The 26724-nt window shown below is 63.2% G+C and carries 27 protein-coding genes and 1 CRISPR repeat array (1 of these 28 running past the window's edge); of the genes, 13 read left to right on the forward strand and 14 right to left on the reverse strand.

From position 1 onward, the window contains the following. Positions 1-162: a CRISPR direct-repeat array (repeat unit 32 nt; unit sequence GTCGTGCCTCACGTAGGCACGTGGATTGAAAT) (it extends 12265 nt beyond the left edge of the window). A 121-nt stretch (positions 163-283) separates the two neighbouring features. Next, positions 284-2701: a CDC48 family AAA ATPase gene (locus MchiMG62_RS12625; protein ID WP_221057267.1), complete on the reverse strand. Its 2418-nt coding sequence runs from the start codon at positions 2699-2701 to the stop codon at positions 284-286. Positions 2702-2747: 46 nt separating this feature from the next. Between MchiMG62_RS12625 and larC the strand changes: the two genes are divergently transcribed. Together larC and radB are read left to right on the forward strand one after the other, a co-directional pair. Next, positions 2748-3941 (forward strand): nickel pincer cofactor biosynthesis protein LarC, encoded by a 1194-nt coding sequence (gene larC / locus MchiMG62_RS12630; RefSeq protein ID WP_221057268.1) that lies wholly within the window; start codon positions 2748-2750, stop codon positions 3939-3941. Beyond that, the gene (gene radB / locus MchiMG62_RS12635) at positions 3938-4612 is read left to right on the forward strand and encodes a DNA repair and recombination protein RadB (RefSeq protein ID WP_221057269.1); all 675 of its coding nucleotides are present in this window, start codon (positions 3938-3940) and stop codon (positions 4610-4612) included. Before larC ends, radB begins: the two co-directional genes overlap by 4 nt. Here radB and dapF read toward each other — a convergent pair. Further along, positions 4599-5417, reverse strand: a complete 819-nt coding sequence (dapF, locus tag MchiMG62_RS12640; protein WP_221057270.1) for a diaminopimelate epimerase — start codon at positions 5415-5417, stop codon at positions 4599-4601. The two genes, radB and dapF, sit on opposite strands and share 14 nt — an antisense overlap. 163 nt (positions 5418-5580) lie before the next feature. Between dapF and MchiMG62_RS12645 the strand changes: the two genes are divergently transcribed. Together MchiMG62_RS12645 and MchiMG62_RS12650 are read left to right on the forward strand one after the other, a co-directional pair. Further along, positions 5581-5865: a DNA-directed RNA polymerase subunit L gene (locus MchiMG62_RS12645; RefSeq protein ID WP_244987847.1), complete on the forward strand. Its 285-nt coding sequence runs from the start codon at positions 5581-5583 to the stop codon at positions 5863-5865. A 7-nt stretch (positions 5866-5872) separates the two neighbouring features. Continuing rightward, positions 5873-6505, forward strand: coding sequence for a class I SAM-dependent methyltransferase (locus MchiMG62_RS12650; RefSeq protein WP_221057271.1), 633 nt, complete (start codon positions 5873-5875; stop codon positions 6503-6505). Here MchiMG62_RS12650 and MchiMG62_RS12655 read toward each other — a convergent pair. Then, positions 6486-7103, reverse strand: a complete 618-nt coding sequence (locus MchiMG62_RS12655) for a translation initiation factor IF-2 subunit beta (RefSeq protein WP_221057272.1) — start codon at positions 7101-7103, stop codon at positions 6486-6488. The two genes, MchiMG62_RS12650 and MchiMG62_RS12655, sit on opposite strands and share 20 nt — an antisense overlap. A 93-nt stretch (positions 7104-7196) precedes the next feature. On the opposite strand from MchiMG62_RS12655, the gene purL reads away from it, so the two are divergent. Beyond that, positions 7197-9269 (forward strand): phosphoribosylformylglycinamidine synthase subunit PurL, encoded by a 2073-nt coding sequence (gene purL / locus MchiMG62_RS12660; protein WP_221057273.1) that lies wholly within the window; start codon positions 7197-7199, stop codon positions 9267-9269. Here the strand turns inward: purL and MchiMG62_RS12665 are convergent. The 3 genes from MchiMG62_RS12665 to ilvC form a co-directional block, all read right to left on the reverse strand. Next, positions 9263-9604 (reverse strand): flavodoxin family protein, encoded by a 342-nt coding sequence (locus tag MchiMG62_RS12665; protein WP_244987723.1) that lies wholly within the window; start codon positions 9602-9604, stop codon positions 9263-9265. The genes purL and MchiMG62_RS12665 overlap by 7 nt on opposite strands. A 54-nt stretch (positions 9605-9658) precedes the next feature. After that, positions 9659-9757, reverse strand: coding sequence for a flavodoxin (locus tag MchiMG62_RS13340; protein ID WP_280636160.1), 99 nt, complete (start codon positions 9755-9757; stop codon positions 9659-9661). A gap of 201 nt (positions 9758-9958) precedes the next feature. After that, positions 9959-10948 (reverse strand): ketol-acid reductoisomerase, encoded by a 990-nt coding sequence (gene ilvC, locus MchiMG62_RS12670; protein WP_280636161.1) that lies wholly within the window; start codon positions 10946-10948, stop codon positions 9959-9961. Positions 10949-11077: 129 nt separating this feature from the next. Here ilvC and mptA point away from each other — a divergent pair, with 129 nt between their 5' ends. The 5 genes from mptA to frhB all read left to right on the forward strand — a co-directional run bounded on the left by mptA (position 11078) and on the right by frhB (position 15946). Then, on the forward strand, positions 11078-12019 hold the full coding sequence (mptA, locus tag MchiMG62_RS12675) for a GTP cyclohydrolase MptA (RefSeq protein ID WP_221057274.1): 942 nt from the start codon (positions 11078-11080) through the stop codon (positions 12017-12019). A 224-nt stretch (positions 12020-12243) separates the two neighbouring features. Then, positions 12244-13611, forward strand: coding sequence for a coenzyme F420 hydrogenase subunit alpha (frhA, locus tag MchiMG62_RS12680; RefSeq protein ID WP_221057275.1), 1368 nt, complete (start codon positions 12244-12246; stop codon positions 13609-13611). A 10-nt stretch (positions 13612-13621) separates the two neighbouring features. After that, positions 13622-14182 (forward strand): coenzyme F420-reducing hydrogenase, FrhD protein, encoded by a 561-nt coding sequence (gene frhD, locus MchiMG62_RS12685; protein WP_221057276.1) that lies wholly within the window; start codon positions 13622-13624, stop codon positions 14180-14182. A 103-nt stretch (positions 14183-14285) separates the two neighbouring features. Next, positions 14286-15047, forward strand: coding sequence for a coenzyme F420 hydrogenase subunit gamma (gene frhG, locus MchiMG62_RS12690; protein ID WP_221057277.1), 762 nt, complete (start codon positions 14286-14288; stop codon positions 15045-15047). Between the two features lie 11 nt (positions 15048-15058). After that, positions 15059-15946 carry a coenzyme F420 hydrogenase subunit beta gene (frhB, locus tag MchiMG62_RS12695; protein ID WP_221057278.1) on the forward strand — a complete coding sequence of 296 codons (888 nt, stop codon included), beginning with the start codon at positions 15059-15061 and terminating at the stop codon, positions 15944-15946. 561 nt (positions 15947-16507) lie between these two features. Here the strand turns inward: frhB and speD are convergent. The 4 genes from speD to MchiMG62_RS12715 form a co-directional block, all read right to left on the reverse strand. Then, entirely contained in the window at positions 16508-16954 is a 447-nt protein-coding gene (speD, locus tag MchiMG62_RS12700) for an S-adenosylmethionine decarboxylase (RefSeq protein ID WP_221057279.1), read from the reverse strand. A 434-nt stretch (positions 16955-17388) separates the two neighbouring features. Next, positions 17389-17667: a C2H2-type zinc finger protein gene (locus MchiMG62_RS12705; RefSeq protein ID WP_221057280.1), complete on the reverse strand. Its 279-nt coding sequence runs from the start codon at positions 17665-17667 to the stop codon at positions 17389-17391. After that, on the reverse strand, positions 17664-18260 hold the full coding sequence (locus MchiMG62_RS12710) for a DNA polymerase ligase N-terminal domain-containing protein (protein WP_221057281.1): 597 nt from the start codon (positions 18258-18260) through the stop codon (positions 17664-17666). Before MchiMG62_RS12710 ends, MchiMG62_RS12705 begins: the two co-directional genes overlap by 4 nt. A gap of 405 nt (positions 18261-18665) precedes the next feature. Continuing rightward, positions 18666-21017 (reverse strand): ATP-binding protein, encoded by a 2352-nt coding sequence (locus MchiMG62_RS12715; RefSeq protein ID WP_221057282.1) that lies wholly within the window; start codon positions 21015-21017, stop codon positions 18666-18668. Between the two features lie 377 nt (positions 21018-21394). Between MchiMG62_RS12715 and MchiMG62_RS12720 the strand changes: the two genes are divergently transcribed. After that, on the forward strand, positions 21395-22837 hold the full coding sequence (locus tag MchiMG62_RS12720) for a sensor histidine kinase (protein WP_244987724.1): 1443 nt from the start codon (positions 21395-21397) through the stop codon (positions 22835-22837). Here MchiMG62_RS12720 and MchiMG62_RS12725 read toward each other — a convergent pair. From MchiMG62_RS12725 to MchiMG62_RS12740, 4 genes are all read right to left on the reverse strand, one after another. Then, complete coding sequence (locus tag MchiMG62_RS12725; protein WP_221057283.1) at positions 22821-23303, reverse strand: DUF2124 domain-containing protein; 483 nt, start codon at positions 23301-23303, stop codon at positions 22821-22823. The genes MchiMG62_RS12720 and MchiMG62_RS12725 overlap by 17 nt on opposite strands. A 51-nt stretch (positions 23304-23354) precedes the next feature. Further along, entirely contained in the window at positions 23355-23702 is a 348-nt protein-coding gene (locus MchiMG62_RS12730; protein ID WP_221057284.1) for a hypothetical protein, read from the reverse strand. A 53-nt stretch (positions 23703-23755) separates the two neighbouring features. Beyond that, entirely contained in the window at positions 23756-23920 is a 165-nt protein-coding gene (locus MchiMG62_RS12735; protein ID WP_243669882.1) for a tautomerase family protein, read from the reverse strand. Between the two features lie 72 nt (positions 23921-23992). After that, on the reverse strand, positions 23993-24880 hold the full coding sequence (locus MchiMG62_RS12740) for a polyprenyl synthetase family protein (RefSeq protein WP_221057285.1): 888 nt from the start codon (positions 24878-24880) through the stop codon (positions 23993-23995). Positions 24881-24993: 113 nt separating this feature from the next. On the opposite strand from MchiMG62_RS12740, the gene MchiMG62_RS12745 reads away from it, so the two are divergent. Both MchiMG62_RS12745 and MchiMG62_RS12750 read left to right on the forward strand, forming a co-directional pair. Then, on the forward strand, positions 24994-25995 hold the full coding sequence (locus MchiMG62_RS12745) for a phosphotransferase (RefSeq protein ID WP_221057286.1): 1002 nt from the start codon (positions 24994-24996) through the stop codon (positions 25993-25995). Beyond that, entirely contained in the window at positions 25971-26633 is a 663-nt protein-coding gene (locus tag MchiMG62_RS12750; protein WP_221057287.1) for an HAD family hydrolase, read from the forward strand. Before MchiMG62_RS12745 ends, MchiMG62_RS12750 begins: the two co-directional genes overlap by 25 nt. Positions 26634-26724 lie beyond the last annotated feature (91 nt).

The following is a 26724-nucleotide window of genomic DNA, read 5'->3' on the forward strand; positions in this document are numbered from 1 at the left end:
TCGTGCCTCACGTAGGCACGTGGATTGAAATGGTTGAGATCGTGATCGTCGTCGCGCTGCTCACAGGTCGTGCCTCACGTAGGCACGTGGATTGAAATCCCTCCGGGCCCGGGTCGACTGCCAGGATCGGGTCGTGCCTCACGTAGGCACGTAGATTGGGCAGATTCGGATAGTAGTCCTACCGGAGCTACCAGTTCCATAGTATCTTGGGAGCCGGCAGAAGCACTCCGGCGCAATAAATCGCCGCAAAATGAGGGGCGGGGCCCTCCCCCCGGATAACCGCTCACTGGTATTCCGGGGGCTGGATCTCTTTCGGCAGCCCGCCCTTGAAGTGCTGCTGCACCTTCCCGTAGTACTGCCGCAGCCGCTCGTTCATCGTCGCGTGCACCTTCTCCCGTGCATTCTCAAAGTGCGACGGCTTCACGACGGCGGCACCCTCCCGCATGGCGAGCATGGCCGCCTCACGGGCGAGCGCCTCGAGGTCCGAGCCGACGAACCCCTCGGTCTCGGCTGCAACCTTCTTGATGAGCTGATCTCTCGCCGGGTCGTCCAGGGCTATCTTCTGCTGCGCGAAGAGGTCGACGAGTTTCTTCCGCCGGACGTGGCTCACGAGCCCCTCGTCTTCGCTCGACGCAATCGCAGCACGGTGCTCCTTCACGTCTTCGACGCTCACCTGACGGTTCGCTCCCACGGCGAGAACCAGGTCTTCAAGATCGTTCTCCGTGAGCCCCTCCGTCATCGCCACGAGGTCTTCCATCGTCGAGCCCTCGAGCGGCATGTAACTGGTGTGGATCGCGAGGATCTTCGCCCGGTCGTCCCGTCCGGGCTCGCCGATGTAGACGAGCCGGTCGAACCGCCCGGGCCGGAGCAGCGCCGGGTCGACCATATCCGGCCGGTTGGTCGCGCCCATCACCACGACGCCCCGGAGTTCCTCGAGACCGTCGATCTCGGTGAGGATCTGGTTTAGCACGCTCTCGATGACGTGCGACTCGGTGCCGCCACCCCGGGCCGGGGCAAGAGCGTCGAGTTCGTCGAAGAAGATGATGGACGGCGCCACCTGCCGGGCCTTCTTGAAGACCTCCCGGACAGCCCGCTCGCTCTCGCCGACCCACTTCGAGAGGAGCTGGGGGCCCTTGACCGGGACGAAGTTCGCCCCGCTCTCGCTCGCGACGGCCTTTGCAATCAGGGTCTTCCCGGTCCCCGGCGGCCCGTAGAGGAGGACGCCCTTCGGAGGTTCGATACCGAGGTTCTCGAACTGCTCCCGCCGGGTGAGCGGATACTCCACCGCCTCGCGGATATCCTGCTTCGCCTCCTCAAGCCCCCCGACATCCTCCCAGGCGGTGTGGGGCACCTCGAGGAGGATCTCCCGCATCGCGCTCGGGCCCACGTCGCGGAGAGCGTCGCGGAAGTCCCTGGCCTGCACCTCCATCTTCTCGAGGATCTCCGGCGGGATCTCGTCGGCTTCGAGATCGATCTCGGGGAGGTAGCGCCGCAGCGCCTTGATAGCCGCCTCACGGGCGAGTGCGGCGAGATCCGCCCCGACGAACCCGTGGGTCTGCTGGGCGACGTCGGCGATCGCCACGTCGTCCGCGAGCGGCATGCCGCGGGTGTGGATCTGGAGAACCTGGATCCGGTCGTCCTCCGAGGGCACCCCGATCTCGATCTCCCGGTCGAACCGCCCGGGACGGCGGAGGGCGGGATCGATGGCGTCGAGCCGGTTCGTGGCCCCGATCACCACGACCTGACCCCGCTCCTCGAGCCCGTCCATCATCGTCAGGAGCTGGGCGACCACCCGCCGCTCGACCTCCCCGGTCACCTCCTCGCGCCGGGGGGCGATCGAGTCGAGCTCGTCGATGAAGATGATCGCAGGAGCGTGCTGCCGTGCATCCTCAAAGACCTCCCGGAGCCGCTGTTCGCTCTCGCCGTAGTACTTCGAGATCACCTCCGGCCCCGCGATCGAGATGAAGTGTGCTCCGCTCTCGCTCGCGACCGCCTTTGCAATCAGGGTCTTCCCGGTCCCCGGCGGCCCGTAGAGGAGAACGCCCTTCGGCGGCTCGATACCGAGCTTTCTAAAGATCTCCGGGTGGCGCATGGGCAGTTCGATCGTCTCGCGGACCCGCTGTAACTCGCCCTTCAGACCGCCGATATCCTCGTAGCTGATCCTTTTGACGCCCTCGAACCCGGCCGCAGGCTTCTCGGAGAACTCGATCTTCGTGTTTTTGGTGATGATCACGGCGTTCTCCGGCTCGACCACCACGGCCTTGAACGCGACGAGCTGGGGCTGCATGAACGGAAGCCCGGCCTGGATGGGGACGGAGTCGTTTTTGACGACCGGAAAGTCGATCAGTTTGTTGACGACGCTGCCATAGTTGATGGGGAGCTGTTTGGGGAGGTCTTCGGGCGGCGCGAGCACGACCCGTTTCGCCTCGGCCTCCTCGTCGAGCGTTCGTATCTTGACCCGGTCGCCGATGCTCGCACCGGTATTGAGCCGGGTAAAATTATCGATCCTGACTTTGCCCTGGTGCCAGTCGTTCACCATGGCGCGCCAGACCTTGGCTACGGTGCGACGCTTCCCTTCAATAGCAACGAGGTCTCCCGGGTTGAGCCTGAGCTGCAACATGGTATCAGGGTCAAGCCGTGCCTTGCCTGCCCCCTGATCCTCCGGATAAGCGCTATCTACCTTCAAGTATATCTCGGGCATTACCTCTAGTTCTTATATTTCGGGGATTTATAAGTACTGGAGGCGCATGAACGTACTTCTCTTCGATCCGTTCAACGGAGCCGCAGGCGACATGATTATCGGAACCCTTCTCGATCTGGGGGCCGACGAAGGGCTTGTCCGGGCAGCCATGCGCTCCGTCGTCGGCGAACCGACAATAGAACGGGTAGACCGCTCCGGCATCCGGGCCGTCCGGGTGAGAACGCACGCCCCGGTCGATCACCGCACCCTCGACGAGGTGCTCGACCGGGTGGCCGGAAGCGACGCTCCCGCCCCTGCCCGGGAGATGGCGCGGCGGGTCTTCCTCCGGATACACCGGGCCGAGGAGAGTATCCACGGAGAGGGGGCGCACTTCCACGAGGTGGGTGCGGACGACGCGATCGCCGACGTGGTGGGAGCCTGCACCGCCCTGCACTCCCTCGCCCCCGGCGGTGTCGCCGTCCGCCCGGTCGCACTCGGCCGGGGATTTGCGGTCGGCGCCCACGGCACCTTCCCCGTCCCGGCTCCCGCGACGATCGCAATCCTCGCCGGGTCGGATCTTGTGACGGTTCCCGGGGACGAGGAGCGGGAACTCTGCACCCCGACGGGGGCCGCCCTCCTCGCCGAGTTCTCGACCGTCCGGCCCGAAGACCTCGGCGCTGCGGCCATCCGGGCGGTCGGCTACGGGGCAGGGAGCAGGAACCCCCCGGCAAGGCCGAACGTCCTCCGGTCGATGCTCCTCTCTACAAAAGAGGCTTCCGGAGGCGACCGGATCGACATCCTCGAGACGAACGTCGACGACGTCACCGGGGAGGCTCTCGCCTACACGATCGGCTGCCTGATGGAAGAAGGGGCCCGGGACGCAAGCGCCATTCCCGTGATGATGAAGAAGGGGCGGAGCGGCCACCTTGTCCGGGTGGTCTGCCGCCCCGACGCGACCGACCGCCTCGTAGGGGTGATGGCGCGGGAACTCGGGACGCTCGGGATACGGTGCATCCCGATGGTGCACCGGGCCGTCGCGGAACGAACTATCGAGCCGGTCACGGTGACCATCCGGGGCAAGGAGACGACGATCGACGTGAAGTGCGGCTGGTCGGGAGGGAAGATCGTATCGTTCAAGGCGGAGTACGAACAGGCGGCGGCGTGCGCACGGGAGACCGGACTCCCGTTCCGTGAGGTCGCCGGAACGGTCGAGGCGGCAGCACGCCGTCTCTTCGTCGAGCGGGGTGTGCTCGAACCATGAAGACCGACCGGGTCGGCACGGGAAGCCAGTGCCTCGACGACCTGCTCGGCGGCGGGCTCGAGCGGCGGGCGATCACCCAGATCTACGGCGAGCCTGCGAGCGGCAAGAGCACCCTCTGCCTGATGGCGGCAGTGGCCTGCCTCCGGGCCGGGAACTCGGTCGTCTACATCGACACCGAAGGGTTCTCGGTGGAGCGCTTCGCTCAGATCGCCGGGGAGAACGCCGGGACGCTCGCCGACCGGCTCTACCTCTTCGAGCCGCTCGATTTCGCCCAGCAGGGGACGATGATCGCCGACTCCGAAGGCTTGCTCAAGAACGGCCACGCCCCCGTGGGGCTGCTGGTGATGGACTCGGCCACCGCCCTCTACCGGACGGAACTCGATCTCGGGCGGGAGGCGATACGGAAACTCTCGCACCACATGATCAAACTCCTCGGGCTCGCAAAGAAGTACGACATCCCCGTCCTGATCACGAACCAGATCTATATGGATGTGGAGCGCGAGCGGGTGGCGGGGCTCGGGGGAACGGCGCTCGAACACCTCTCGAAGGCCATCATACGGCTTGAAAAGAAGGATAGCGTCCGGCGGGCGATGCTCCGGAAGCACCGGTCCCGGCCGGAAGGGCTCTCGTTCGACTTCGTGATCACCGAAGACGGGATCAGAACGGTATAACACCGGTAAAGACCGTCTCGGCGGGGCCTTCCATCGTGACGGCCTCCCCGAACCGGATCACGAGCGGGCCGCCTTTTGTCTCGACAAGCACCGTATCCCCAACTTTGCCGAGGTGATGGGCGACCGCGGCGGACGCCGTCGCGCCGGTCCCGCAACTCTCGGTCTCGTCCTCGACGCCGCGCTCGAACGTCCGGATCCGGATCGTGTCGTTGCCGGCCTCTTCAACGAAGTTGACGTTCGCGCCCTCGGGGAAGGTGGGGTGGTTCCTGATGGCCGGGCCGACAATGCCGATCTCGACTGCGCCTATTTCTTTCACGAAGACAACCGCGTGGGGAACGCCGGTGTTCGCGGCATAGACGGTGAAACCCCGGATCTCCTCTCTGTATTCGCCGTTCCCGACGGCCGGGATGCCGTTCCGCTCGAATGCGGGCTCAGGCATCGTGATCGTCGCGGTGAACTCGTCGTCGGCGTAGCCTGCCGAGACCTGAACGATCCCCGCCCCGGTCTCGACCGAGCAGGACTCTTTCACGTAGCCGGCGTCGTAGGCGTACTTCGCGAGGCACCTGATACCGTTCCCGCACATCGCGGCCTCGCTCTCATCGGGCTGGAAGAGCCGCATCCGGATCTCGGCCGCCTCCGATGCCTGGAGGAAGAGAATGCCGTCGGCGCCGATGCCGAACCTGCGGTCGCAGAAGAGCGCCGCAAACGCTCCCTTCATCTCCTCGGGAATGACCTCGCCGTTATGCTCATCGATCAGGATAAAGTCGTTGCCGTTTCCCTGCAGTTTGGTGAACGCGATCTCCATGATGTAGCCTCTCCTGTAGGTATGGGAGCGGCGGGTGATAAACCGTGTTGCCCGGGCGTTGGTCTCTGGTATGGTTGGGGGCGGTAATGCAAGACGCGAAGGTGGAATGGGATCCGCCATACAATACTTATATACCCCTCCCGGAACCAAAACATAGGTGCGTATGGCCATGAAACTCAAACTCCTGGAGCTGACCGACGACAGGGCCCGGATCCTCTTTGAAGGCGAAGGCAACACCTACATCGACGCGCTCGCCGCAGAACTCATCCACGATCCGCAGGTGGACGTGGCGCAGCGCAAACAGGCATTCCGGTTCACGGACCCCGAACTGGTCGTCACCACGGTCGGCGGTCGGCCACCTCTTCTTGCAATCACCGACGCGGCAAAGCGGCTCTCCGGCTACGCCGGCGAACTCCTCAGCCAGATGGAAGCGCTCGAAACCGCGTAAGCGTCCTATGAAGAAGAGCGCCGAAGGCTTTGCCCGGGTTGCCCGGGAAGTCTTTGCTCCCATCTACCCCGTCGTCGCAGAGCAGGCGCTTGCGTGGTCGGGTATACGGGACGGGATCGCGCTCGATCTCGGGAGCGGTCCCGGCCTCCTCTCCGTAGCCCTGGCGGAGAAGAGTAACCTCTCCGTCGTCGCGCTCGACGCCGACCCGGCGATGTCCCGAATTGCCCGGACGACCGCCGCCGGGAGCGCGGGTCGGGTGATCCCGGTCACCGGAGACGTCCACTGCATGCCGATCCGCGACAATACCGTCTCGCTCATCGTCAGCCGCGGCTCGATCTACTTCTGGGAAGACCGGCCTCGGGCGTTTTTAGAGATCGAGCGCGTACTCCGGCCCGGCGGCGTCGCGTACGTCGGCGGCAGTTTTGGAACGCCCGAACTCCGGGAAACGATCTTTAATGAGATGCGGCGGCGAAACCCGAACTGGGACAGCGACGTCGCCCGGCGGAGCGGGCAGGCGACGCCCGAGACGCTCCGGAAGGAACTTGCAGAGAGCGGTGTCGCCCACGCCCGTCTCCGGGAAGAAGAGGAGGGGATGTGGGTGGAGATCAGAAAAGACGCGATCAGTCCACGCGCTCGGTGAAGATGATCGTCCCGGCGATCCGGGTGATCTTTACCTTCACCGTCTGGCCCGGTTTTGCATTCGCAACGTACATCGTGTAGCGATCGATCTTTACCACGCCGTCGCCGCGCTTCGAGAGGAACTGCGGGGTGACGTCCATGATCGCGCCCTCGGTCGGTTTCGACGCTGCAGAGGGATCGGCCGTCGCTTTTCGCTTCCGCACCGGCCGGTGACCCCCGCAGGCGTCGCACCGGAGCGTCAGGACCCGCTCGGTCTTGACCAGGCGCGTGTCGGGCTTCCCGCACTCCGAGCAGATGACGTAGTCGTCGACGTAGCCCTTGATGATCGTGTTGATCTGCTCCTGCTCGAACTTCCCGGAGAAGACCGCCCGTGTCCCCTCCACCTTGCCGGCGGTGCCGAGCTCGCCGAGGAGGTGCTTCATCAGGTGATCCTGGTCGCGCCGGAGGGTATTCGCGATCTCGGCGAAGTTCTCGAGAACCGTGGTCTTCCCCTCGATAAAGACGCGGGCGGCCGGGACCGTGAACCGGTCCTCGAACTCCGTCGGCTCCGTGATATTGGTATACGCCTTCTTCAGAAGGTCTTCGTATGACGGGCTCATACTCAGGTATTGGTCGCACCACGTCAAAAAGTGAGTACCTCAACCAGGGCTTGCACATGCTTATGTAGGTAGGCGGCCCACCGGTTCTCTAGTATGCTCCCGGCACATGACCTCGCGCTGCTGAAAACGACCCTCGGGCGCGACCTAACCGACGTTGAACTCGCCTGTTTTGAGAACCTCTGGAGCGAACACTGCAGTTACCGGTCCACGAAACGCCTCCTCAGGACGCTCCCTACGACCGGGAGCGGGGTGCTGCTCGGGCCGGGGGACGACGCCGCGATCGTGCGGTTCAGCGAGACCTGCGCCCTCGCCGTCGGGATGGAGAGCCACAACCACCCGAGTTACGTCGAACCCTACGACGGCGCCGCCACCGGGGTCGGGGGGATTGTCCGCGACATCCTCTCGATGGGCGCCCGCCCCATCGCCCTGATGGACCCGCTCTACTTCGGGCCGCTCGACAGCGAGAAGAACCGCTACCTCGTCGAGCAGATCGTCGCCGGGATCGCCGATTACGGCAACGGCATCGGGGTGCCGGTCGTCCGGGGCGAACTCGTCTTCGATCCCTCCTACTCCGGAAACCCGCTCGTAAACGTCGTCTGCATCGGGACGGTGGACCCCGGCCGCTACATCACCGCCCGGGCCAAACGGCCGGGGAGCCGTCTCGTTCTCGTCGGCGCCGCCACCGGGCGGGAAGGGCTTGGAGGGGCGTCGTTTGCGTCCCGCGACCTCGCCGGAGACAGAGATGCCGCCGACCGGCCGGATGCTCAGGTCGGCGACCCCTGCATGGAGAAACTCCTCATCGACGCAATCCTCGCGATGGCGAAGACCGGGAAGGTTCTCTCCTGCCGCGACCTCGGGGCAGCGGGGCTTGCCGGGGCGTCGAGCGAGATGGCAGGCACCTTCGGCGCGGTCATCCACGCCGACCGGGTTCACCTCCGGGAGACCGGGATGACGCCGCGGGAGATCATGCTCGCCGAGTCCCAGGAGCGGATGCTCGTCGAGGTGGCTCCCGGGGACGTCGCCCTGATGGGGGAGATCGCGGAGCGGCACGACCTCGCCTGGAGTGATATCGGCGAGGTGATCGACGAGCCCCGCTACATCGTGAAGTTACGCGGCGAAACCGTCGCCGATCTCCCGATCGATCTCCTGGTCGGCGGGGCGCCGCTCTGTGCCTGGGAGACGAGCCCCTACTCGGCGGAGACGCCGTTCGTCCGCCCGAAGGCACCGGTAAAAGACCTCGCACTCGGCATCCTCGCGCACCCGGACGTGGCACGCAAGAACTGGGTCTACGAGCGGTACGACAGGGAGGTCCAGCTCCGTTCGGTCTCGCTTGCCCACGACGCCGCCGTCCTCCGCCTGGAAGATAAAGCTCTCGTCCTCTCCTGCGGGTGCAACCCCGCCCAGATCTACCTGAAACCCTTCGAGGGGACGGCAAACGCCGTCATCGAGAACGCGAGCAACCTCGCCTGCCTCGGCGCCGAACCGCTCTGCATCGTGGACTGCCTGAACTTCGCGAGCCCCGAGCACCCGGAGATCGCGTGGCAGATCGAGCAGTGCGTCCTCGGCCTCGGGGACGCGGCGCGGAGGATGGGAATCCCGGTCGTCGGCGGCAACGTCTCGCTCTACAACGAGAGCGACGAGTTCGGGACGCAGATCAAGCCCACGCCGTCGATCGGGATGGTAGGGCGGGGCGAGGTTCGGGAGTGGACGGCGCCGCGGAGCGGGGAGAACCTCGTCCTCATCGGGACGACGTTGCCCGACTTCGGCGGATCGGTCCTCGACGCGGTCACCGGGTGCGGTGGATCCGCGCCCGCGATGGCGGACCCGGCCGTCGTCGCCGTCGTCCGGAACCTGGTCGAAGCGGGGAAGGTCACGGCCGCGACGGATCTCTCCCGGGGCGGTCTCCTCGCGGCGCTCGCGAAGATCGCGCCGCGTGCCGACGTCACGCTCGCCGGCGATCCCCTCGCGGAACTCTTCTCCGAGACCTGCGGCCGGTTCCTGGTCGCGGTCGGGGACGAAGCGGCCCTCGCCGGGACGGAGCACCGGATCATCGGTACGGTCGGCGGCGACGCGCTCACCCTCCGGCTGAAGGACGGGACGGTCGTCATCGCGCCCGAAGAGATCGAGACGGCGCTTGCCACGACGGCCCGGACGATGCGTTACTGAACGACCATCCCTTTCTCCGCCCGGCGGACGAGATCGGCGAGCGCCTCCATCCCCATCTCCTTCTTCACATCCCTTGCCGTGAACGGGACCGCGCCCCTGACGTCGACGCCCCGGCCCGCAAGCATCGCCTTCAGAGTCTCAAGCGTCTTCCCCGGCGACCCGCCGAAGGTGCAGAAGACGACCGCGGACTTCCCCTCGATGCCCCGGAGGGCGTTGACGGCGGCGTTGATCGCGGGTGTCGGACTCCCCGCCCAGACAGGGGTTCCGACGACGACGGTATCGTAGGCGGAGACGTCGATGACGGCGGGCTCGATGGTGGCGCGCGCCCCCCTCATCGCACGGGGAGAGCCCTTGAGATACCTGCCGACCTTCGAGTAATGCGCAAGATCTTATACCTCACTGAGATCGCCGCCGACCACCGCGGCGAGCCGCTCGGCGACGGCCCGGGTGTTGCCGGTCTCGGAGTGGTATACGATGCAGACGGACATATCGGAGGGTATGGCAGACGCATATAAACGGATATCGGGTGGGGCCGCGTGGAGCAATGCTCACGGCGCCTCACGCGAAGTCCAGCACAGGTACCGGCAACTTCCCTTCGCGCCTTCGCGTCTTCGCGTGAGGTCGGCGGTTCAAGGACGGCGATATAGTTTCACACGAAGGCGCGAAGAACAGAAAAAAAGAGGTAAGAGTTACTTTTTGAACTGCGGCATGAATCCGCGGATCTCCGCACCCACCTCTTCGATCAGGTGCTCCTCGTCCGCTCTCGTCAGCGCGGTGAAGACCGGGCGGTTCACCATGTTCTCAAGCATCCACTCCTTCGCGAACTCGCCGTTCTGGATCTCTTCGAGGATCTCCTGCATCGCCACGTAGGTCTCGGGCCCGATGACGCGGGGGCCGCGGGTCAGGTCGCCGTACTGGGCGGTGTTGCTGATCGAGTCGCGCATCTTCGTGAACCCGCCCTCGTAGATCAGGTCGACGATGAGCTTCATCTCGTGCAGGACCTCAAGATAGGCCATCTCGGGCGCGTACCCGGCGTCCACCAGGGTCTCGAACCCGGCCTTGATGAGCGAGGTCACGCCGCCGCAGAGGACCGCCTGCTCGCCAAAGAGGTCGGTCTCGGTCTCCTCGGCAAACGTCGTCTCGAGCACGACCGCGCGGGTCGCGCCGATCCCCCGGGCGTAGGCGAGCGCGATGGCCCGTGCCTCCCCCGTGGCGTCCTGGTGGACGGCGATGAGGGCCGGGACGCCCTTCCCCTCCTCGTAGGTCCGGCGGACCATATGGCCGGGGCCCTTCGGGGCGACCATGACCACGTCGATGGTGGGCGGGGGGACGATCTGGCCGTAGTGGATATTGAAACCGTGGGAGAACATCAGGCAGGCGTTCTCCCTGATATTGGGACTGATCTCGGCGCGATAGATGGCCCCCTGGTTCTCGTCGGGGAGGAGGATCTGGACGACGTCGGCGCGCTTGACCGCCTCGGCCACGGAATATACCTCAAAACCGTCTTCGGATGCTTTCTGCCAGCTCTTCCCGGGCCGCAGGCCGATGACGACCCGGCACCCGGAATCACGCAGGTTCAGCGCCTGGCCACGACCCTGGGAACCATAGCCGACGACGGCGATGGTTTTGCCCTCCAGGGTGCGAGGGTCCACATCGGACTCATAGTATTTCTGCACCATAGATACTCACACCCCGTTAGACAGCAAACCTGATAAATATTATATCGGAGAACCTCAGTGGTGCACTGAGGGTCATTTTAAGGTTGATGAAAAGAAACCTTACTCTCAACACGCTATTGAGGATTTGTAATGGAACTGCCAGATGTCCAGTCCAGCCTGCCGGAGGTCCGTATTAATCTGACCAGGGTGGGTGTGAAGAACGTCCAGAAACTCGTTGAAGTCGCCCGGCCGGGCAAGAGACCGGTCGTCTTCATCTCCAAATTCGACGTCTTCGTCGATCTCCCCGGAAGTCTCAAAGGGGCGAACCTCTCCCGGAACTTCGAGGTGATCGACGACGTGCTGCAGCAGGCCATCGACGGCGACGTAAACGAGATCGAGGAACTCTGCAGTGCAGTGGCGAGGAAACTCCTCGACCGGCACGAATACGCGGAACGGACCGAGGTCAGGATGCGGAGCCAGTTCATGGTCCGGCGGGAGACGCCGGTCAGCGAGACGAGCTGCCACGAGGTCGTGAACGTCCACGCCCGCGCAATAGCCCAGAGGAACGAAGGGAACCCGATCATCAGAAAGAGCATCGGCGCCGAAGTGACCGGGATGACCGCCTGCCCCTGCGCCCAGAACATCATGAAGGATCATGCCCTGCATGTCCTCGAGAACCTCGGGGTGGAGGAGGAGAAGATTGAGGCATTCCTGGACGAAGTGCCGATGGCCACGCACAACCAGCGCGGGCGCGGTTTCCTCTGCATCGAGATCGACGACGACCAGCACATCAGTCTCGAGAAGATCATCAAGATCCTGAAGGATTCCATGAGTGCACGTATCTACGAACTCCTCAAGCGGGGCGACGAGAGTTACGTGGTGATGGAGGCTCACAAGAATCCCCGGTTCGTAGAAGACTGCGTACGCGAGATGGCCCGCAAGGTAATCGCGCAGTTCCACGATCTGCCCGGAGACTCCGTAGTCACTATCAAGCAGACGAACGAGGAGAGCATCCACCAGCACAACGCATACGCAGAACGAAAGGCAACGATAGCAGAGCTCGTCTCGGAGATGGACAAGGGCACACTCTAAATCCAATATAATTTCACATTTTTATACTGCACAGAAATATTTTGACATTAAGTGCGACTAATGTTTAAAATCGTAGCACAACAATATGCCCTAAAGCGAAAGATATAAACTCTGTTTTCTTCATAATCCTTGTTGACGTACTCGTGTACGTTTTCAGTACAGAATTGTGTGGTAACACCAGTATAGTGTTCAGAACACCAAAATATCGGAATGAGGCGATATATTTGTCGAAAGTTGTAGAGATTTCCCCAACTACGAGACATGAAGGCCATTCTAAGCTCGTTCTGAAGGTCAATGATGAAGGCATCATCGAGCGCGGAGACTGGCTTAGCATCACCCCGGTGAGGGGAGTCGAGAAACTCGCCATCGGCAAGACGATGGATCAGGTTCCAAAGATCGCATCGCGCGTCTGCGGTATCTGTCCTATCGCGCACACCCTGGCGGGTATTGAGGCGATGGAAGCATCCATCGGGTGCGAGATCCCCGAGGACGCAAAACTGCTGCGTTACATCCTGCAGTGTGCCAACAGGATGCACAGCCATGCCATCCACAACATCCTGGCCCTCCCGGACATGTACATCCCCGGGACCGACGTGAAGGTCAACCCGTTCACCAAGGAAGAACCGGTCAGGAGCGTTGCACTCCGGATCCAGCGGATCCGTGAGATCGGCCAGACCATCGGCGAGATCGTCGGCGGAGAGGCAATCCACCCGAGCAACCCCCGCGTCGGCGGTATGTACGTGAACATCAGCCCGCGTGCGAAGGCGAAGATCTACGACCTCGCGAAAGAGGCCCGTGTTCTCACGCAGCAGCAGATGGAGTTCATGATCGCGATCTTCCGGAACTACCAGAAGCGCGACTGGTCCGAAGTCGGCGGCGTCGAAGTCCCGATCCCGAAGGACCTCGGCTACCACAACCAGGGCTACATGGCGACGGCGCCGGTCTACGGCAGCTCGAGCCTCGACGAGACCCCGATGTGGTTCCCCGAGCGGTTCACCGAAGTCCGCCCCTGGGACTGGTACATGGGTGAAGTGGAGGTCGACGAAGCCGACCCGAACTACCCGATAGGCGGCACCTCCCCCGTAGGCACCAAAGCCTGGCCCCAGATGGAAGCCTGCACCGGCGTCCCGCTCTACGACGGCCAGCCCGTCGAGGTCGGACCGCGTGCACGTCAGGCCATCTTCAAGAACTACGACGAGAAGGGCACCATCGGCCTGCAGATCGCACGCCAGATGGAGTTCCCCGAGACCGCCTACGGCATCATCGATGCGCTCGACGCGCTCGACACCTCCGGAGCGGTGCTCGCGGACAATATCCCGCAGGGCGACGGCTCCCTCGGATGGGCCGCGAACGAAGCGCCCCGTGGCGCAGATGTCCACCTCGCCCGGGTCAAGGACGGCAGGGTGCAGTACTTCTCGATGCTCGTCCCGACCACCTGGAACTTCCCCACCTGCAGCCGTGCGCTTGAGGGTGCACCCTGGAGGCTTGCGGAAGTCATCATGCGTGGATACGACCCCTGCGTCTCCTGTGCGACGCACATGCTGGTGATTGACGAAGACAAGAGACTGGTGGCCCAGAAACTCATTCAGTGAGCGTACACGCATGCTATTCCGTGAGATCGTGATCGCAGGATGCGGCAACCCCCTCTTCGGAGACGACGGGTTCGGTCCTGCAGTCGTCGAGGAACTCCAGAAACTACAACTGCCCGACAACGTCAAGGTGATCGATGCCGGCCTTGGCGCCCCTCACTTCCTCTTTACGCTGATGGAAGATGCGGAGGTGCCGGTGAGGAAACTGATCATCATCGATATCGCCGACTTCGGCGCCAACCCCGGTGATGTGACGAAACTCCGGCCCGAAGACCTGCCGCCGGGCACCTACCGGGATGCCCATTCATGGGATCTCTCAGAACCGCTACAGCGATTGAAAGACGTCATCGATATCACGGTCATCGGGTGCCAACCCAAGCGTGTCGCGAGCCATGAGTTTGAACTGGGGCTCACTGAGGAGGTTGAGGGTGCCATTCCCAAAACAGTGCGTATCGTACTGGAAGAGATTGGGGTAGAATATGGGGCTACTATCAACCATCAAGGAACGCATCTTTGGGCGTCGCCGGGAGAAACCACCGGAGATACCCGGGACAACCCCGGGGAGAAGATCTGAGGCGAAGCCGGCGGCAACCCAGCCGCAGGCGAAGCCGGCGGTGAAGCCCTCTGATGTGATTGCGAAAGAAAAGGTGGAAGTTGTACAAAAGGAGGAAAAGCCTGTGGCAGAAAAGATTACGATAGGTGAATTACACCTGAGCGGATGTACGGGATGCCTCGTTACGCTTGCGGATAACTACGAGGGTCTCTTCAAGCTGCTCGATGATTACGCGGACCTGGTCTACGCGTTGACCCTGGTCGACGTGCGCCATGTCCCCGAGATGGACGTGTGCCTGGTCGAGGGTTCGTGCTGTCTTGACGACAAACTCTCGGTAGAGGAACTGAAAGAGGCAAGGGAGAAGTCGAAGGTGCTCGTCGCCTACGGCGGCTGCGCGGCCTACGGCAACATCACCCGGTTCTGCCGTGGTGGTCAGTGGAACCAGCCGGGCCAGGAGGCATTCGTGCCGATCAGCGAGGTCGTCGATGTCGATCTCTACATCCCGTCCTGTCCCCCGTGCCCCCAGGAAGTCAGGAACGTCGCCGTCATGGCCTACCTGCTGCTGAAGGGCAACGAGGAGCAGAAGAACCTCGCAACCGCCTACCTGACCCCGCTGATGCAGCTTGCACAGCGCGGCAACGAGGCCTGCGGCTGCGACCTGATGTATGACGTCATCAACCAGGGCCTCTGCATGGGATGCGGGACCTGCGCCGGCACCTGCCCGGTCCGTGCCGTCACCATGGAGTACGGCAAGCCGAACGTGAACCGCGACCAGTGCATCAAGTGCGGCGCCTGCTACGCGCAGTGCCCCAGGAGCTGGTTCAACTTCGACGTCATGAACAACTACGAGGGCATCATGGATGCCATCAAGGGTGCCATGCAGTGAGGTGAGAAAAGATGGACGTACTCGGTAACTACAAGTCCGCGATATCGGCACGCTCGACCGACAAGGACATCCTGAAGAAGGCCCAGGACGGCGGCATCATCACGACGCTCTTCGCGTATGCGCTCGAAGAGGGTATCATCGACGGTGCCATCGTCGCAGGTCCGGGCAACGAGCCCTGGAAGCCGGAGCCCATGGTCGTGACGACGAAGGCCGAACTTCTGGCCGCTGCCGGAACGCGTTACACCATCAGCCCGAACATCTCCCTGATCAAGGAGGCGACCCGGAGCTACGGTCTTGACCGCGTCGGTATCGTCGGCACCCCGTGCCAGATCCAGGCGACCCGGAAGGCTCAGCTCTACCCGATCGGCATGCGCGACGTCGACGACAAGATCGCCCTCGCGCTCGGTATCTTCTGCATGGAGAACCTCTCCTACCAGGCGCTCGAGGCGATGGTCGAGGACCACTGCAACCAGAAGATGGAGTCCGTCGTGAAGATGGACATCGGCAAGGGCAAGTTCACGGTCTACACCGAACGCGGTGCAGTCAGCCAGATGCCCCTGAAGCTGATCCACAAGTACGTGCAGCCCGGCTGCAGCGTCTGCCTGGACTACGTCGCGAACCTCGCCGACATCTCCAGCGGTTCCGTGGGCAGCCCCGACGGCTGGAGCACGGTCTTCGTCCGGAGCACCAAGGGCAACGCCGTCTGGGACGGCGCTATCGCTGCGGGCTGCTTCGAGACGAAGCCGATCGACCAGGTCAAGCCCGGTCTCGACCTCGTGACGAAACTCGCCACCGAGAAGATCACGAAGAACCAGAAGAACGTGGATGCTCGTAAGACGATAGGTCTCAAGGCGGACGGAACCCCCAAGGGTCTCCGGAACCCCTACGAGTCTCCCTGAAACACTTTTTTTCGGTCGTTTCGGCATCTTTTTCCCGGAACACTCTTTCAGAGAGGCATCTTTGAAAGCCTGAGGGGAGTTCACAGGGTGACTGGTCACAGGATGCGACGGATAACAGTCCGGAGTGTAAGCGCCGAAGGTGCGAGGAGGGGCTACGGGGAGTGCGAGCGAAGCGAGCTTGAGCATCGTTAGGTGCGAGCTCGACCACCGTCAGGTGGGGAGGGGGGAGCATCCCCCCTCGAAACTCTTCGAGTTTCTCATGCTCGCTCTCGCTCGCACTCCCCTTGTCCAACCCCCCTGCGTGGCGATATGCCCACGGAATCCGTGCTAGATGTAGCCACGGGGAACTGGTGCTCGCCCTGTGTGACAAGAAACAGGGCTTTACAAAGTGGACACCCCTGGACTATCCAGCCGGATAGACCCGGAGGTAGGGGCATCATCTTTAAAAAAATCGATGGGGGATCTCCCCCCGCCGCGGGTTCCCTTTAGCCGGCGAGAGATGGCAGGTGCTCTCTGCCGTCATATGTTGCCGCTGAAATGATCTTTCCGGGTGTGTTCTATTCAGTCCCTGAACAGTACCTGGTAGGTTGCCGATTCCGCTCCAAAAAAGTCCCTGCAAAACTCCGCTGCTTTCGAGGGTTCGTACTCTTTGCAGCTGAAGATGTCGAGGTAGGCCGCGTTGGTCTCGTTCGCGAAGTGACCGGAGACGAGCGATGTCTCGATGAGCTGGGTCATGGAAAACCCTGCGACCCTCTCACAGGGGCCGAAGTGGATGATCTGTGGTTCGCCGAACCTCTTCATGTCGATGAGGTCGCATAGTTCGATGATGAACCGGTGGATCTTCTCAGCGTCCCGTATCGATGCCGGGTCGCACCCCTTCAGGTCAACGCTCGTGTACAGTCCCCAACACCCGCGCTGCTTGAACTGTGCAACGATCTCTGCGTCGCTTACCGTCTCTGCCATAACGTTGCTGGCTGCAACGTTGTTTGCTATTGCCTTACTAACCATGATATCACCTTCGAGACAAACTCTGATCGATTGATCACTGTAGTTTTTGATAGTTCTGATTTTAAACTTATCCATGCTGCTAATGAAAAATAGCCGTTATTTCCCGGTTAGGCGTGAGCAATCCCGAGGTATCCAAAATTATAAGGCAAATTCTTGACCTTTTTTCAAATCTGTGACTTTACTTAGCCCATTCATCTTTTAGTAGTCAAAGACGACCTAATAAGTAACACCAAGTGTGAATAATCGCCGGCGGAAAATTTTTTCCGCGGACTTTGCTCCGGGGGTTTTCAGGCAGAAGGGGTCTAAAAAGACAGGTCTTTTTCCGACACGGTTCCCGGATATCATTTCGGATGGGAAAAACCAATAAGTCGGAGATAGGAAATTTTCGACCCTGCACCGGTCTCGATCCCGACCGAAAAGCAGCCGGGCGATGACTACGGAACCCCTCTCACGGCCCCTGAAATCAGGGTATCTCTGCCGGGCAACGCGCACCCCCGGCCTCCCGTCACGCACCCCGCCGGGGCCTCCGGACACGACCTGCCGCAGCCGGGTGCCTTCACCGGACCTCCGGGGGGCGCCGGTGCACGGCGCCGGACGTGCGCATGAAGGGCTTCGAGCGTGGGGTAGTGCCTGCCGCAGAACGGGCAGACGAACTCGCCCATCTCCACCGGGATATCGCCGTCCCTCCTCCTTTGCGGCGGCTCGCCCTTCACTCATCCCTCCCCCCGCCGATCTCCTCAAGCGTCCGCCCGGAGACAACCGACCGGGGCTCCGTCCCGACCGGGTTTCTGTCGGGGTCGGCCTCGGCATCGTCCATCTTTACGAGCAGCCAGGCCTCGCCTTTTCCGGTCCTGAAACGCGTGAGGGCGTAGCCGCCCCGGAGTTTCTCCCCCTCCAGCCGGAACGATACGTGGCCCCGTCGGAGGGCCTCGGCGACCCCGACCCTCTCCCCCTCCTTCTCGGTGAGGTTCCGGTAGGTTCCCCGGTCCCAGACGAGAACCGTCCCGGCCCCGTAACTCCCTTCCGGGATGACGCCCTCGAAGTCGGCGTAGTCGAGCGGATGATCCTCCGTCGGCACGGCGAGACGCTTCTCCTTCGGGTTTGTCGACGGCCCTTTCGGAACCGCCCAGGACTTCAGCACCCCGTCGACCTCAAGGCGGAAGTCGTAGTGGAGCGTGGTCGCTCTGTGCTTCTGGATGACGAAACGCGGGTGGGCACCTGCCGCGTCCTGCTCTCCTTGCGGCTCCGGCGTCCGGGAAAAGTCCCTCTTCCCGCGATACTCTTCAAGCGTGTCACGGCCGGCCATACCAGAACTCCGGCGCGGCCCCGGATAAGGGTTTCACATCACGGGGATCTGCCGGAGTCGTTATGAAGTCCGCCGGGTGTCAAACCAGCGACCCCCTCACACGAAGGGGAACAACTCGTAATCAAACAGATCTTCGCGTTCTTCGCGGCTCGAAGCCTACGGCTTCTCACGCTCCCGTCCTGTGGACAGTCGCGGCTCGCACCTTCGGTGCTCCAACTCCGCCCCGCAGGAGCGTCGTTCTTCGCGTGAGGCAACATACAAGGATAATGACAGGGTCTCACGCGAAGAACGCGAAGCCGCGAAGAGAGTTACAGGTAACCCTCTACCGTCCTTCGCGGCTCGCGCTTCGCGAAAGATGGCAATCCTCCCCGCAGTGGGATCACCGGATCAACGTGCACTGCTCCACTAATGGTTCCGCTCCGACGCCGGGACGATCCGGATGTTCATCTTCTCCGAACCGATGATCAGGATCCCCTCCCCGGGCTGGAAGTTGAGGAGGTCCTTCTCGCTCACCTCGAAGAACTTGGCGTTTTCCTGGGCCTGCTTCTTGTTCTCGGAGCGCATGCAGAACTTCACGGCGATGTTCGCGAGAATCTCCTCGTTGAAGTGGGCGATCAGCTGCGACGCGAGGATCAGCGAGACCCCGAACTTCCGCATCTCGGTCGCATACTTGTTTAAGACCGCCTTGATCGCCGTCTTCGAACCGCTCTTCTGGCTCACCAGGAGTTTCGCCTCGTCGACGATCACGAAGAGCCGGAACTTCGCCCGCTCGTCCTCCGTCCCGCGCGGGATCTCGCCCGTCGCCTGGAGGGTATAGTAGATTCGCCGCAAAAAGAGATCCGCAAAGAGATAGCGCAGGTTCTCCGGGAGGGCGTTTAAGTTGATATGGGTGATCCCGCCGGAGAGGATCGTGGTGATCGAGATCTTCTCCTCGCCTGAGAAGAGTTTGTAGTCGAAGATATCCTCGAGGTAGGCCGGGATCGCCTCATCCTCGCAGTTCATGATCTCCCCCTCGATGTCGTCGAAGTCGAGCACCCGCGTCCAGGTCTCGGTCTTCCCCGTGATCCCGGACATCCAGTAGCAGTCCTTGATGATGTTCTTGATCTTTCTGCGCTGCTGGATGCCGAGCGTCGGGAAGTTGATCGAGATGGCGTCGACGAAGTCCGAAGTCGCCCGGAGCGGGGTGATCTCGTCGATATCGGGGTCGAGTTCCAGCGGGTTGAAGTAGTACTGGCCGCCCTCGCGGATCTTATACGACCGGATATCCCCGCTGCTCGCAGCCATGTCCCCGTGGAAGTCGATCAGGATGACCGGCATCGCCTGTGCCGCGAGTTCTGAGGCGATGCACCGGATCGTCTCGGTCTTGCCGGCACCCGAACCGCCGAGGATGATCATGTGGCCGTTGTTGAGACGGCCGGGCGACCAGTTGACCCGCTGCCCGTCCTGCGCATGCCCGAGGAAGATATCGAGCTCTCCGGACCGGGGAACTTCTGCCGGGACGGGTGACGGTTCGCCGGAACGACGTTCCGCAACGACGGTGCCGGAGGAGGACGGGGCGGCACGCCGGCGTGCGGGCGGCGGCACGATCGGGAGCGGCTCCTCAATCTCCTCCCCGTCTTCTTCCGCCTCCTCTTCCTCTTCGTCGGGGAAGACGAGCTCCTCCCACTCATCCTCCTCAGCCGCGGGTGCGGGCGTCGGGACCGGGGCCTCCTCCGTGACGGGAGACAACTCCTCGGGAATGGGAGAAGAAGGCTCCTCCGCCGGGGCGGAGCGGTCGATGACGATCTTCTCGGCGATCTCGGCCATCAGCGCCCGCCCGAGATCGCGCAGGCGCATATCGTAGAGGTTCCGGTCCTTGACGATGAACCGGGCGAGGTCGACCCCGTCCTCCTCACGCACCCCTTCGAGGACGTAGATCGCGTCGTCGAGTTCCGCGAGCACCCTCGCAAGTTCGCGGCGGTGGGCAGGCGATGCGCGGATACGGTCGTAGTCCTCGCCGCAGGCAAGGTAGCGCAGAACGGTGAACGTCGAGTAGAACGACTCGAGGAGCATGTCGTAGTGTTCCCTGACCGCCGGATCGATCCGTTCGAGCACCCCCTTGAGGATGTACGCGAACTCCGGGGGGAAGGTGTAGACGACGCCGTCGGCCTTTGCACCGTCGAGATCGTAAGCGTAGGCGAGAACCGCGCACCCGGCGCCCCTGAGCCGGGAGGCGAACCGTTCGCATTCGAGAAAGAGGCCCGGACAGTTGTTGAGGAGGAAACTGATGAACGTCTCTTCGGTGCGGGGGAGCGTGGACGGGAAGGTCTTGTTGACGAACGATCCTTTCACCGTCCCTGCGAGAAGGGCCGGGACGACCTCGTGGATCTCGCGGGCCAGCCCGGCGATATCGAGCGCCCGGAGCCGTGCCTCCATCAGAGGCCGGGCTATCGCCTCGCCGGTAGCAGTCGCCCGTAAGACCGTCATGCCGTGCCAGGAGGCGGACTCGATGAGGCCGACCTGCCTGAGTGCAAAGAGCGGCCCGGACGTGTAGGCGTAACAGCTCTGTTCGACCACGCCCGCCCCTTCTCCCCGGGAAGACGCGCTGTTCTGGGCGATGTAGATGTAGAGGAGCGTCTCGACGATGTCGCGAACCTCCTGCAGCCGGAAGTCCCGCAGGTAATCGGTGACGGCGGGAGGAAACGACTCCATCAGGGCCGGAATCTCGGCATCTGCATAGCCTGTGGCTTTGAGTGCTTTGGCAAGGTCTGTTGACACGGATTCACCAGCGGGTGGGTTCTTCTCGTGGTGCACGGTGAGCTGCACGACACCGCGTCACGCGACGCAGCCCTGCAGGCGGCCGCATCAGTGAAGCGGGCAGTTGGAATAGTTTCGTTCTACGACCTATTAAACATAGGCAGTTTGCAGAAAATCGGCCGCATCCGGCAGAATGCTCACGTATCAGGGAGGCACTCCGCTGCATCACCGGGGGAGAGGCGGCCGCCACATTCCCGCCGGATCTCCTGTGCCCGATCTCGCCTGAAGTCACCTGATTGACCCTGATATCCCACAACTCACCGGATTCCCGGGACATTAATTATGCACATAATTTTATGTTATTGCGACCATATATTTACCGCCGAGGTGGGCACCCCGTGACTACCCTTACCGAACACCAGCGAGTGGCCATCATCATGACGCTCCTCGCAATATCGATCTTCCTGACCTACTACTTCCACGCTATCCTGATGCTCGGGACCGTCTTTTCGCACTTCTTCTACATCCCGATCATCCTGACCGCACTCTGGTGGGAGAAACGGAGCGTGCCGGTCGCTATCTTTCTCGGCGGGCTCGTCGTCGTCAGCAGCCTCCTCTACCAGCCCGAACTCCTGACCCTGAACGACTACGGACGTGCGCTGATGTTCGTCGTCATCGCCTTCGTCGTCGCGTCCCTCTCCGAACAGCTCAAAGGGCGGGAGCAGGAGGTGAAGAGACAGAGGGATCTCATGCAGCGTTACCTGGACGTGGCGGGCGTCCTCTTCGCCGTCATCGGGACCGACCATACCATCCGGCTTGTCAACCGTCACGGGTGCGAACTCCTCGGCTACCGGGAGGAGGAACTGCTCGGGAAAGACTGGTTCGATACGCTCGTTCCCGGAGCGCTCCGGGAGGCGCGGCGGCGGGCTTTCGACGAGGCGATTGCCCGGAAAGCCGCACTGCCTGGGCAGCGGGAGCACCCCGTCGTCACGCGGAGCGGCAACGAACTGATCCTCGCGTGGCAGGACACCGTGCTCACCGGCGACGACGACCGGCCGACCGGGATCATCGGGTCGGGCGCCGATATCACCGACCGTATCCGGGCAGAAGAGGGGTTGCGGAAAGCCCACGACGAGGCGAACCTCTACCTCGACATCATGACGCACGATATCAACAACGCGAACGCCGTCGCTCTCGGGTATGCCGACCTGCTCGAGACGACGCTCGGCGCGGGGAAGGAACGGGAGATGATCCGGAGACTCAAGGCCGGCGTCGACCGGAGCATCGAGATCATCCAGAACGTCACGACGATAAGAAGACTGCATTCCCGTGAGACGGCGACGAAACCCGTCGACCTCGACGCGGTCGCCAGGGCCGAGATCGCCCACCATCCCGGCGCCCGGATCGCGTATCAGGGAAGATCGGTCGGGGTCATGGCAGACGACCTTCTCTCCGAGGTCTTTGCGAATCTTATCGGCAACAGCGTCAAGTTTGGGGATCCGGGAGTCGAGATCGCCATCAGGGTCGAGGAGAGCGACGATCAGGTCGAGGTCTCGATAGAGGATACCGGGCCGGGGGTGCCCGACGCGGTCAAACCAACCCTTTTTGCTCGTTTTGCGCCGGGGAAAAACAGCAGGAGCGGGAAAGGGCTCGGGCTCTACATCACCCGCACCCTGATCGAACGCTACGGCGGCAGGGTATGGGTCGACGACCGGGTGCCGGGGCGCCCCGAATGCGGCGCGGCGTTCCGGTTCACCCTCCCCCGGTCGGGCCGGAGACAGAAACCCCCGGCTCCTCCCGCAACATCGACGGCCTGCCCGTTGGTCACCGCCAGACCTTGACCGGATCGATGGCAGCGTCGATGATCAGGTCGAAGTCGAACGCATCGAGCCAGCCCATCTTCTCGAACATCCGCATGAAACAGATACCCACAACCTTCGCCCCGGGATGGGCCGCGACGATCGCCTGCACCGCTTCTTTCTCGACCGGGACGCCCGGCATCGAGAGCCCGCCCATCAGGACGATCACCTTCGGATCGAGGCTGACCGTGTCGCCGGAGACCTGCATCCCGACACCCTCGACGGGACGAACCGCCTTCGCCGCCGCTTCGTCCACGTATGGCACGTAGACCTGCTCAAGGGCGAGATCCCGGACGGCGAACCCCAGGAGTTCGATGAAGGGGGTGCAGGTGCCGGGGCAGCCGTAGTAGACGACCTGGTCGCCTGCAGCGAGACCCATCTCGCGGAGGTACGCCTTGAACGGCCGGAGCATCCCCGGGACGCCGGAAAGTTGCTCTTTTAGTTCCATAGAGGTCTGGTTGTCGCCGGGGAATATACCGGTTCCGGATCGGGCCGGTTCTTAGAGCATCCCACACCCGGAGAGATGGTAAAGCCTCCTGACCCGCTCGGCCGCCTCCTCCGATACCGCTTCCTGGATACGGACGAGAATGGTCTCGATATCCTCTTCGGGCATGCACCCGAGGTCTTCGCGGCCGGAAAGGATCTGGTCGGTGAGGTATCCCCAGTCCTCGTCCGAGAGCCGGGCAACCCGTTCCGCAAAATCATCCTCGTCCGCTGCGATGTGGTTGGAGACCGGGGGGAGGATCGAGTGGAACTCGTGGCCTGACTCCGGGCAGAGAATGCCGCTGTACTCGGGAGCCAGTTTTCGGAGGATAGCAAAGTCCTTCTCGTCAAGTTCGCGTGCCATGGTTTCGTCCGTTTATGGAGGTTCTTTCAGGAAAAAGTGTTCGACAGCAGGAACTACGTCTCCGAGAGGAGTTTTCCCGCCCGGGCGATGCTCTCGGTCTTGAGTTCCTCAAAGAAGATGGTGACCACCTGTGGGTCGACGCCGAACGTCTTCGTGACCGCGGCGGTGATCTCGTCTGCGAGTATCCGTTTCTGCTCAAGCGTCCGCCCTTCTGCCATACGAATGGTTATTACCGGCATGATCTCTCAGAGGAGGGTAGGGCGGGGCGGTATTTATCGTTGCGCAGGCCGTCATCCGGCCGGCACCTCCTCCCCCATCGTGAGCCCCACGATATCCCTGACCGCCTGCCCGAACGGTTCCCACACAACCGGGGGCACCCGGCACCGTCCGGCGTTCACTATCCGGGCGGCCGCACCGATCACCTCGCGCTCGAGTATCCGGCCCAGCGTCTGCCGGGTTCCGTTGCTCCCCGGGACGCACCTGAGGAGGAGCGCCTCCGACCCCGGCCGGGAGTCCCGGGCCCCCGTGCCGGGTGCGCTGAGATCCGCGATGTCGTCGGCGACCTGCATCGCTTTCCCGGCGGCGAGACCGAACTCGCCGAACGCGGCGACGATCGCATCCTCCTCCCCCGTCGCCATGGCCCCCCAGGCGGCCGCGAGCGAGAAGAGACAGCCCGTCTTTCTGGCGACGACCGCGTCATAGAGGTCGGCCGGCGGGAGGTCCGGCCCCCCGAACATCTCCCAGACCACGCCCCGGGCCATCTTCCGCTGGACCGACGCGAGCATCGTTACGTACCCGGCACCGTACGGGGCGGCGAGTGCGTAGGGGAGGGAAAGGATGCCGACGGCGTCGAGAACCGCCCGCCCGTCTCCCCGGGTGAGGTGGTGGGACGGGGCTCCCCGGCGGGCGGTATCCCCGTCCAGCATGTCGTCGAGGATGAGGCTTGCAGCGTGGGCGAGCTCGACGGCGCAGGCAAGGTCGAGCGCCTGCCGGGTGGGCGCCGCCGCAGGGGCGAGACCGGCGTGGATGTAGAGGAGGAGCCCTGCCCGCATCCGCTTTCCCTTCAGGAGAAGAGGGAGGACGCCCGGATCGATATCGGCATCGCTGCCCGCCGTCTCTGCGATCCGGCGGTTGACTGCAGGACGTATCCCCACAAGGAACTCGCGAAACGGTATCATGGCTCGTCACCCACACCGATGCCGGCGCACCCGGTTAATGTCCGGACGGTAAAAAGGTGTGGGTCGGTGCCGGCGGTATCTTCATTGTCCTGCAGAGCCCCCGGAGTCGCTCGGTGGCACGGCAGGTGATCGCCGGGAATGGATATCTGGAGGCCGGCGACGCGTTCGGGGACTGGCTCGCGGGCGCCCTCACCGACCGGCTGGCCGGATGGCGCGGGAGGATCCGGGTCTGCCGGATGGAGCCCGCATCCCACGTCGTCTGCCGCTACGAGTTTGGGACGGGGCTCTCTGTGGTCGGCAAATTCTTCGGCGCGCCGACCGGCGCGAGAACCCGCTACAACGCGGACGCGGCGATGAGGAACGAGTTCTTGAGGCTCCGCCATCTCTCCGGCTGGATCCGCGTCCCCCATGCCGTCGCTACGAGCAGCCGGTTTCAGTCCGTCCTCGTGACCGAACACATCCCCGGCCCGACCCTCCGGGAACTCCTCGATGCGGGTGCATCCCTGTATGACCCCCTGACCGGCGTCGCGCACCTGCTCCGCCGGCTCCACGACAGCACGCGGACTTCCTGCAGGCGGGAGCGCGACTTCGCCTACGTCCACGCGATCCTCGACCAGAACAACCTCCCGGGTTCTCGGAGGAAGCGGTTCGACCGCCTGCTCGGGGCGTGGTGGCACGGCACGCGGCTCGACCGGGCAGGGTGCATGGTTCACGGCGACGCAACGCCCGGCAACTACCTCTTCGACGGCGGGATCTGCGCAATCGACTTCGAGGGGGCCCATCACGCCCACCCGGTCCGCGACCTCGGCATCCTCGCCGCGGAACTCAGGGCATCGGGCGGGAGCACTACGACTGCCGAAGACTACGGCCGGAGCGTAAATTCATCACACAATGCCTTTGCATCGGGCGGGAGCACTACGACTGCCGAAGACTACATCGGCCACCTGCTCTGGCATTATAGCGGTAGCGAGGATGAGTTCCGGCACCACACCGCCGTCCTCCCCTTCTTCATGGCGCTCGGCTACCTCAGGATAGCCCGGCTGCCCTGGCGGGCGGCGGAACGCGACTGGCTTTTAGCGGAGGCGGAGGCGTGTCTTTGCGCGATCCACCGGTAGCGGGGGTGCTCTTCGACTGCTACGGGACGCTCGTCGACGTCCTGACCGACGAGCGCGATATCGAGACCTACCGGTGCCTCTCGCGGTGGCTGATCTACCAGGGGGTCAGGATCGCCCCGGAAGTCCTGCGGGACCTCTACACCTGCCGGGTAGAGGAGGCGCTCGAACGGATCGGGGAGCCCCACCCGGAGGTGCGGGTCGAGGAGATCTTTGCCGATATCTGTGCCGAACACGCCGTCTGGAGGGTCGATACGGCCCTGCTCGGCGCCGAGTCCGCCCGGGCGTTCCGGGCCGCATCGCTCCGGCGCCTCGGCGTCATAAAGAAGAGCGAAAGGCTGCTCGACCTCTTCAGCGGGAAGAAGACGGGGATCGTCTCGAACGGGCAGCGGGTCTTCTCGGAGCAGGAGATGCGGATGCTCGGGCTCTACGACCGTCTCGGCTTCGTCATCTTCTCCTCAGACCTCGGCTACCAGAAACCGGATCCCCGGATTTACGCTGCGGCACTCGGGCGGATAGGGCTTTCTGCCCCCGAAGTCCTCTTCATCGGGGACAATCCCGAGAACGACGTCGATGCTCCCCGGAGGCTCGGGATGCAGGCGCTGCACGTCGAGGAGGCGTGGATGCGCTACGGGGTGTAAGATCGGCGAACTCACACCACCGGGGCAGGATCCGGGATGCATATGCCCCAAGGTTGTCCCAAACACTTTCGCCGGGAGGGGGCGCCCGTTC

Source organism: Methanoculleus chikugoensis (genome assembly GCF_019669965.1).
Classification (GTDB): domain Archaea; phylum Halobacteriota; class Methanomicrobia; order Methanomicrobiales; family Methanoculleaceae; genus Methanoculleus; species Methanoculleus chikugoensis.

Bases quoted from the DNA above. Each gene is read 5' to 3' on its own strand.
- MchiMG62_RS12625 (WP_221057267.1), bottom strand. From the start codon at position 2,701: ATGCCCGAGATATACTTGAAGGTAGATAGCGCTTATCCGGAGGATCAG.
- larC (WP_221057268.1), top strand. From the start codon at position 2,748: ATGAACGTACTTCTCTTCGATCCGTTCAACGGAGCCGCAGGCGACATG.
- radB (WP_221057269.1), top strand. From the start codon at position 3,938: ATGAAGACCGACCGGGTCGGCACGGGAAGCCAGTGCCTCGACGACCTG.
- dapF (WP_221057270.1), bottom strand. From the start codon at position 5,417: ATGGAGATCGCGTTCACCAAACTGCAGGGAAACGGCAACGACTTTATC.
- MchiMG62_RS12645 (WP_244987847.1), top strand. From the start codon at position 5,581: ATGGCCATGAAACTCAAACTCCTGGAGCTGACCGACGACAGGGCCCGG.
- MchiMG62_RS12650 (WP_221057271.1), top strand. From the start codon at position 5,873: ATGAAGAAGAGCGCCGAAGGCTTTGCCCGGGTTGCCCGGGAAGTCTTT.
- MchiMG62_RS12655 (WP_221057272.1), bottom strand. From the start codon at position 7,103: ATGAGCCCGTCATACGAAGACCTTCTGAAGAAGGCGTATACCAATATC.
- purL (WP_221057273.1), top strand. From the start codon at position 7,197: ATGCTCCCGGCACATGACCTCGCGCTGCTGAAAACGACCCTCGGGCGC.
- MchiMG62_RS12665 (WP_244987723.1), bottom strand. From the start codon at position 9,604: ATGAGGGGGGCGCGCGCCACCATCGAGCCCGCCGTCATCGACGTCTCC.
- MchiMG62_RS13340 (WP_280636160.1), bottom strand. From the start codon at position 9,757: ATGTCCGTCTGCATCGTATACCACTCCGAGACCGGCAACACCCGGGCC.
- ilvC (WP_280636161.1), bottom strand. From the start codon at position 10,948: ATGGTGCAGAAATACTATGAGTCCGATGTGGACCCTCGCACCCTGGAG.
- mptA (WP_221057274.1), top strand. From the start codon at position 11,078: ATGGAACTGCCAGATGTCCAGTCCAGCCTGCCGGAGGTCCGTATTAAT.
- frhD (WP_221057276.1), top strand. From the start codon at position 13,622: ATGCTATTCCGTGAGATCGTGATCGCAGGATGCGGCAACCCCCTCTTC.
- frhB (WP_221057278.1), top strand. From the start codon at position 15,059: ATGGACGTACTCGGTAACTACAAGTCCGCGATATCGGCACGCTCGACC.
- speD (WP_221057279.1), bottom strand. From the start codon at position 16,954: ATGGTTAGTAAGGCAATAGCAAACAACGTTGCAGCCAGCAACGTTATG.
- MchiMG62_RS12710 (WP_221057281.1), bottom strand. From the start codon at position 18,260: ATGGCCGGCCGTGACACGCTTGAAGAGTATCGCGGGAAGAGGGACTTT.
- MchiMG62_RS12725 (WP_221057283.1), bottom strand. From the start codon at position 23,303: ATGGAACTAAAAGAGCAACTTTCCGGCGTCCCGGGGATGCTCCGGCCG.
- MchiMG62_RS12730 (WP_221057284.1), bottom strand. From the start codon at position 23,702: ATGGCACGCGAACTTGACGAGAAGGACTTTGCTATCCTCCGAAAACTG.
- MchiMG62_RS12735 (WP_243669882.1), bottom strand. From the start codon at position 23,920: ATGGCAGAAGGGCGGACGCTTGAGCAGAAACGGATACTCGCAGACGAG.
- MchiMG62_RS12740 (WP_221057285.1), bottom strand. From the start codon at position 24,880: ATGATACCGTTTCGCGAGTTCCTTGTGGGGATACGTCCTGCAGTCAAC.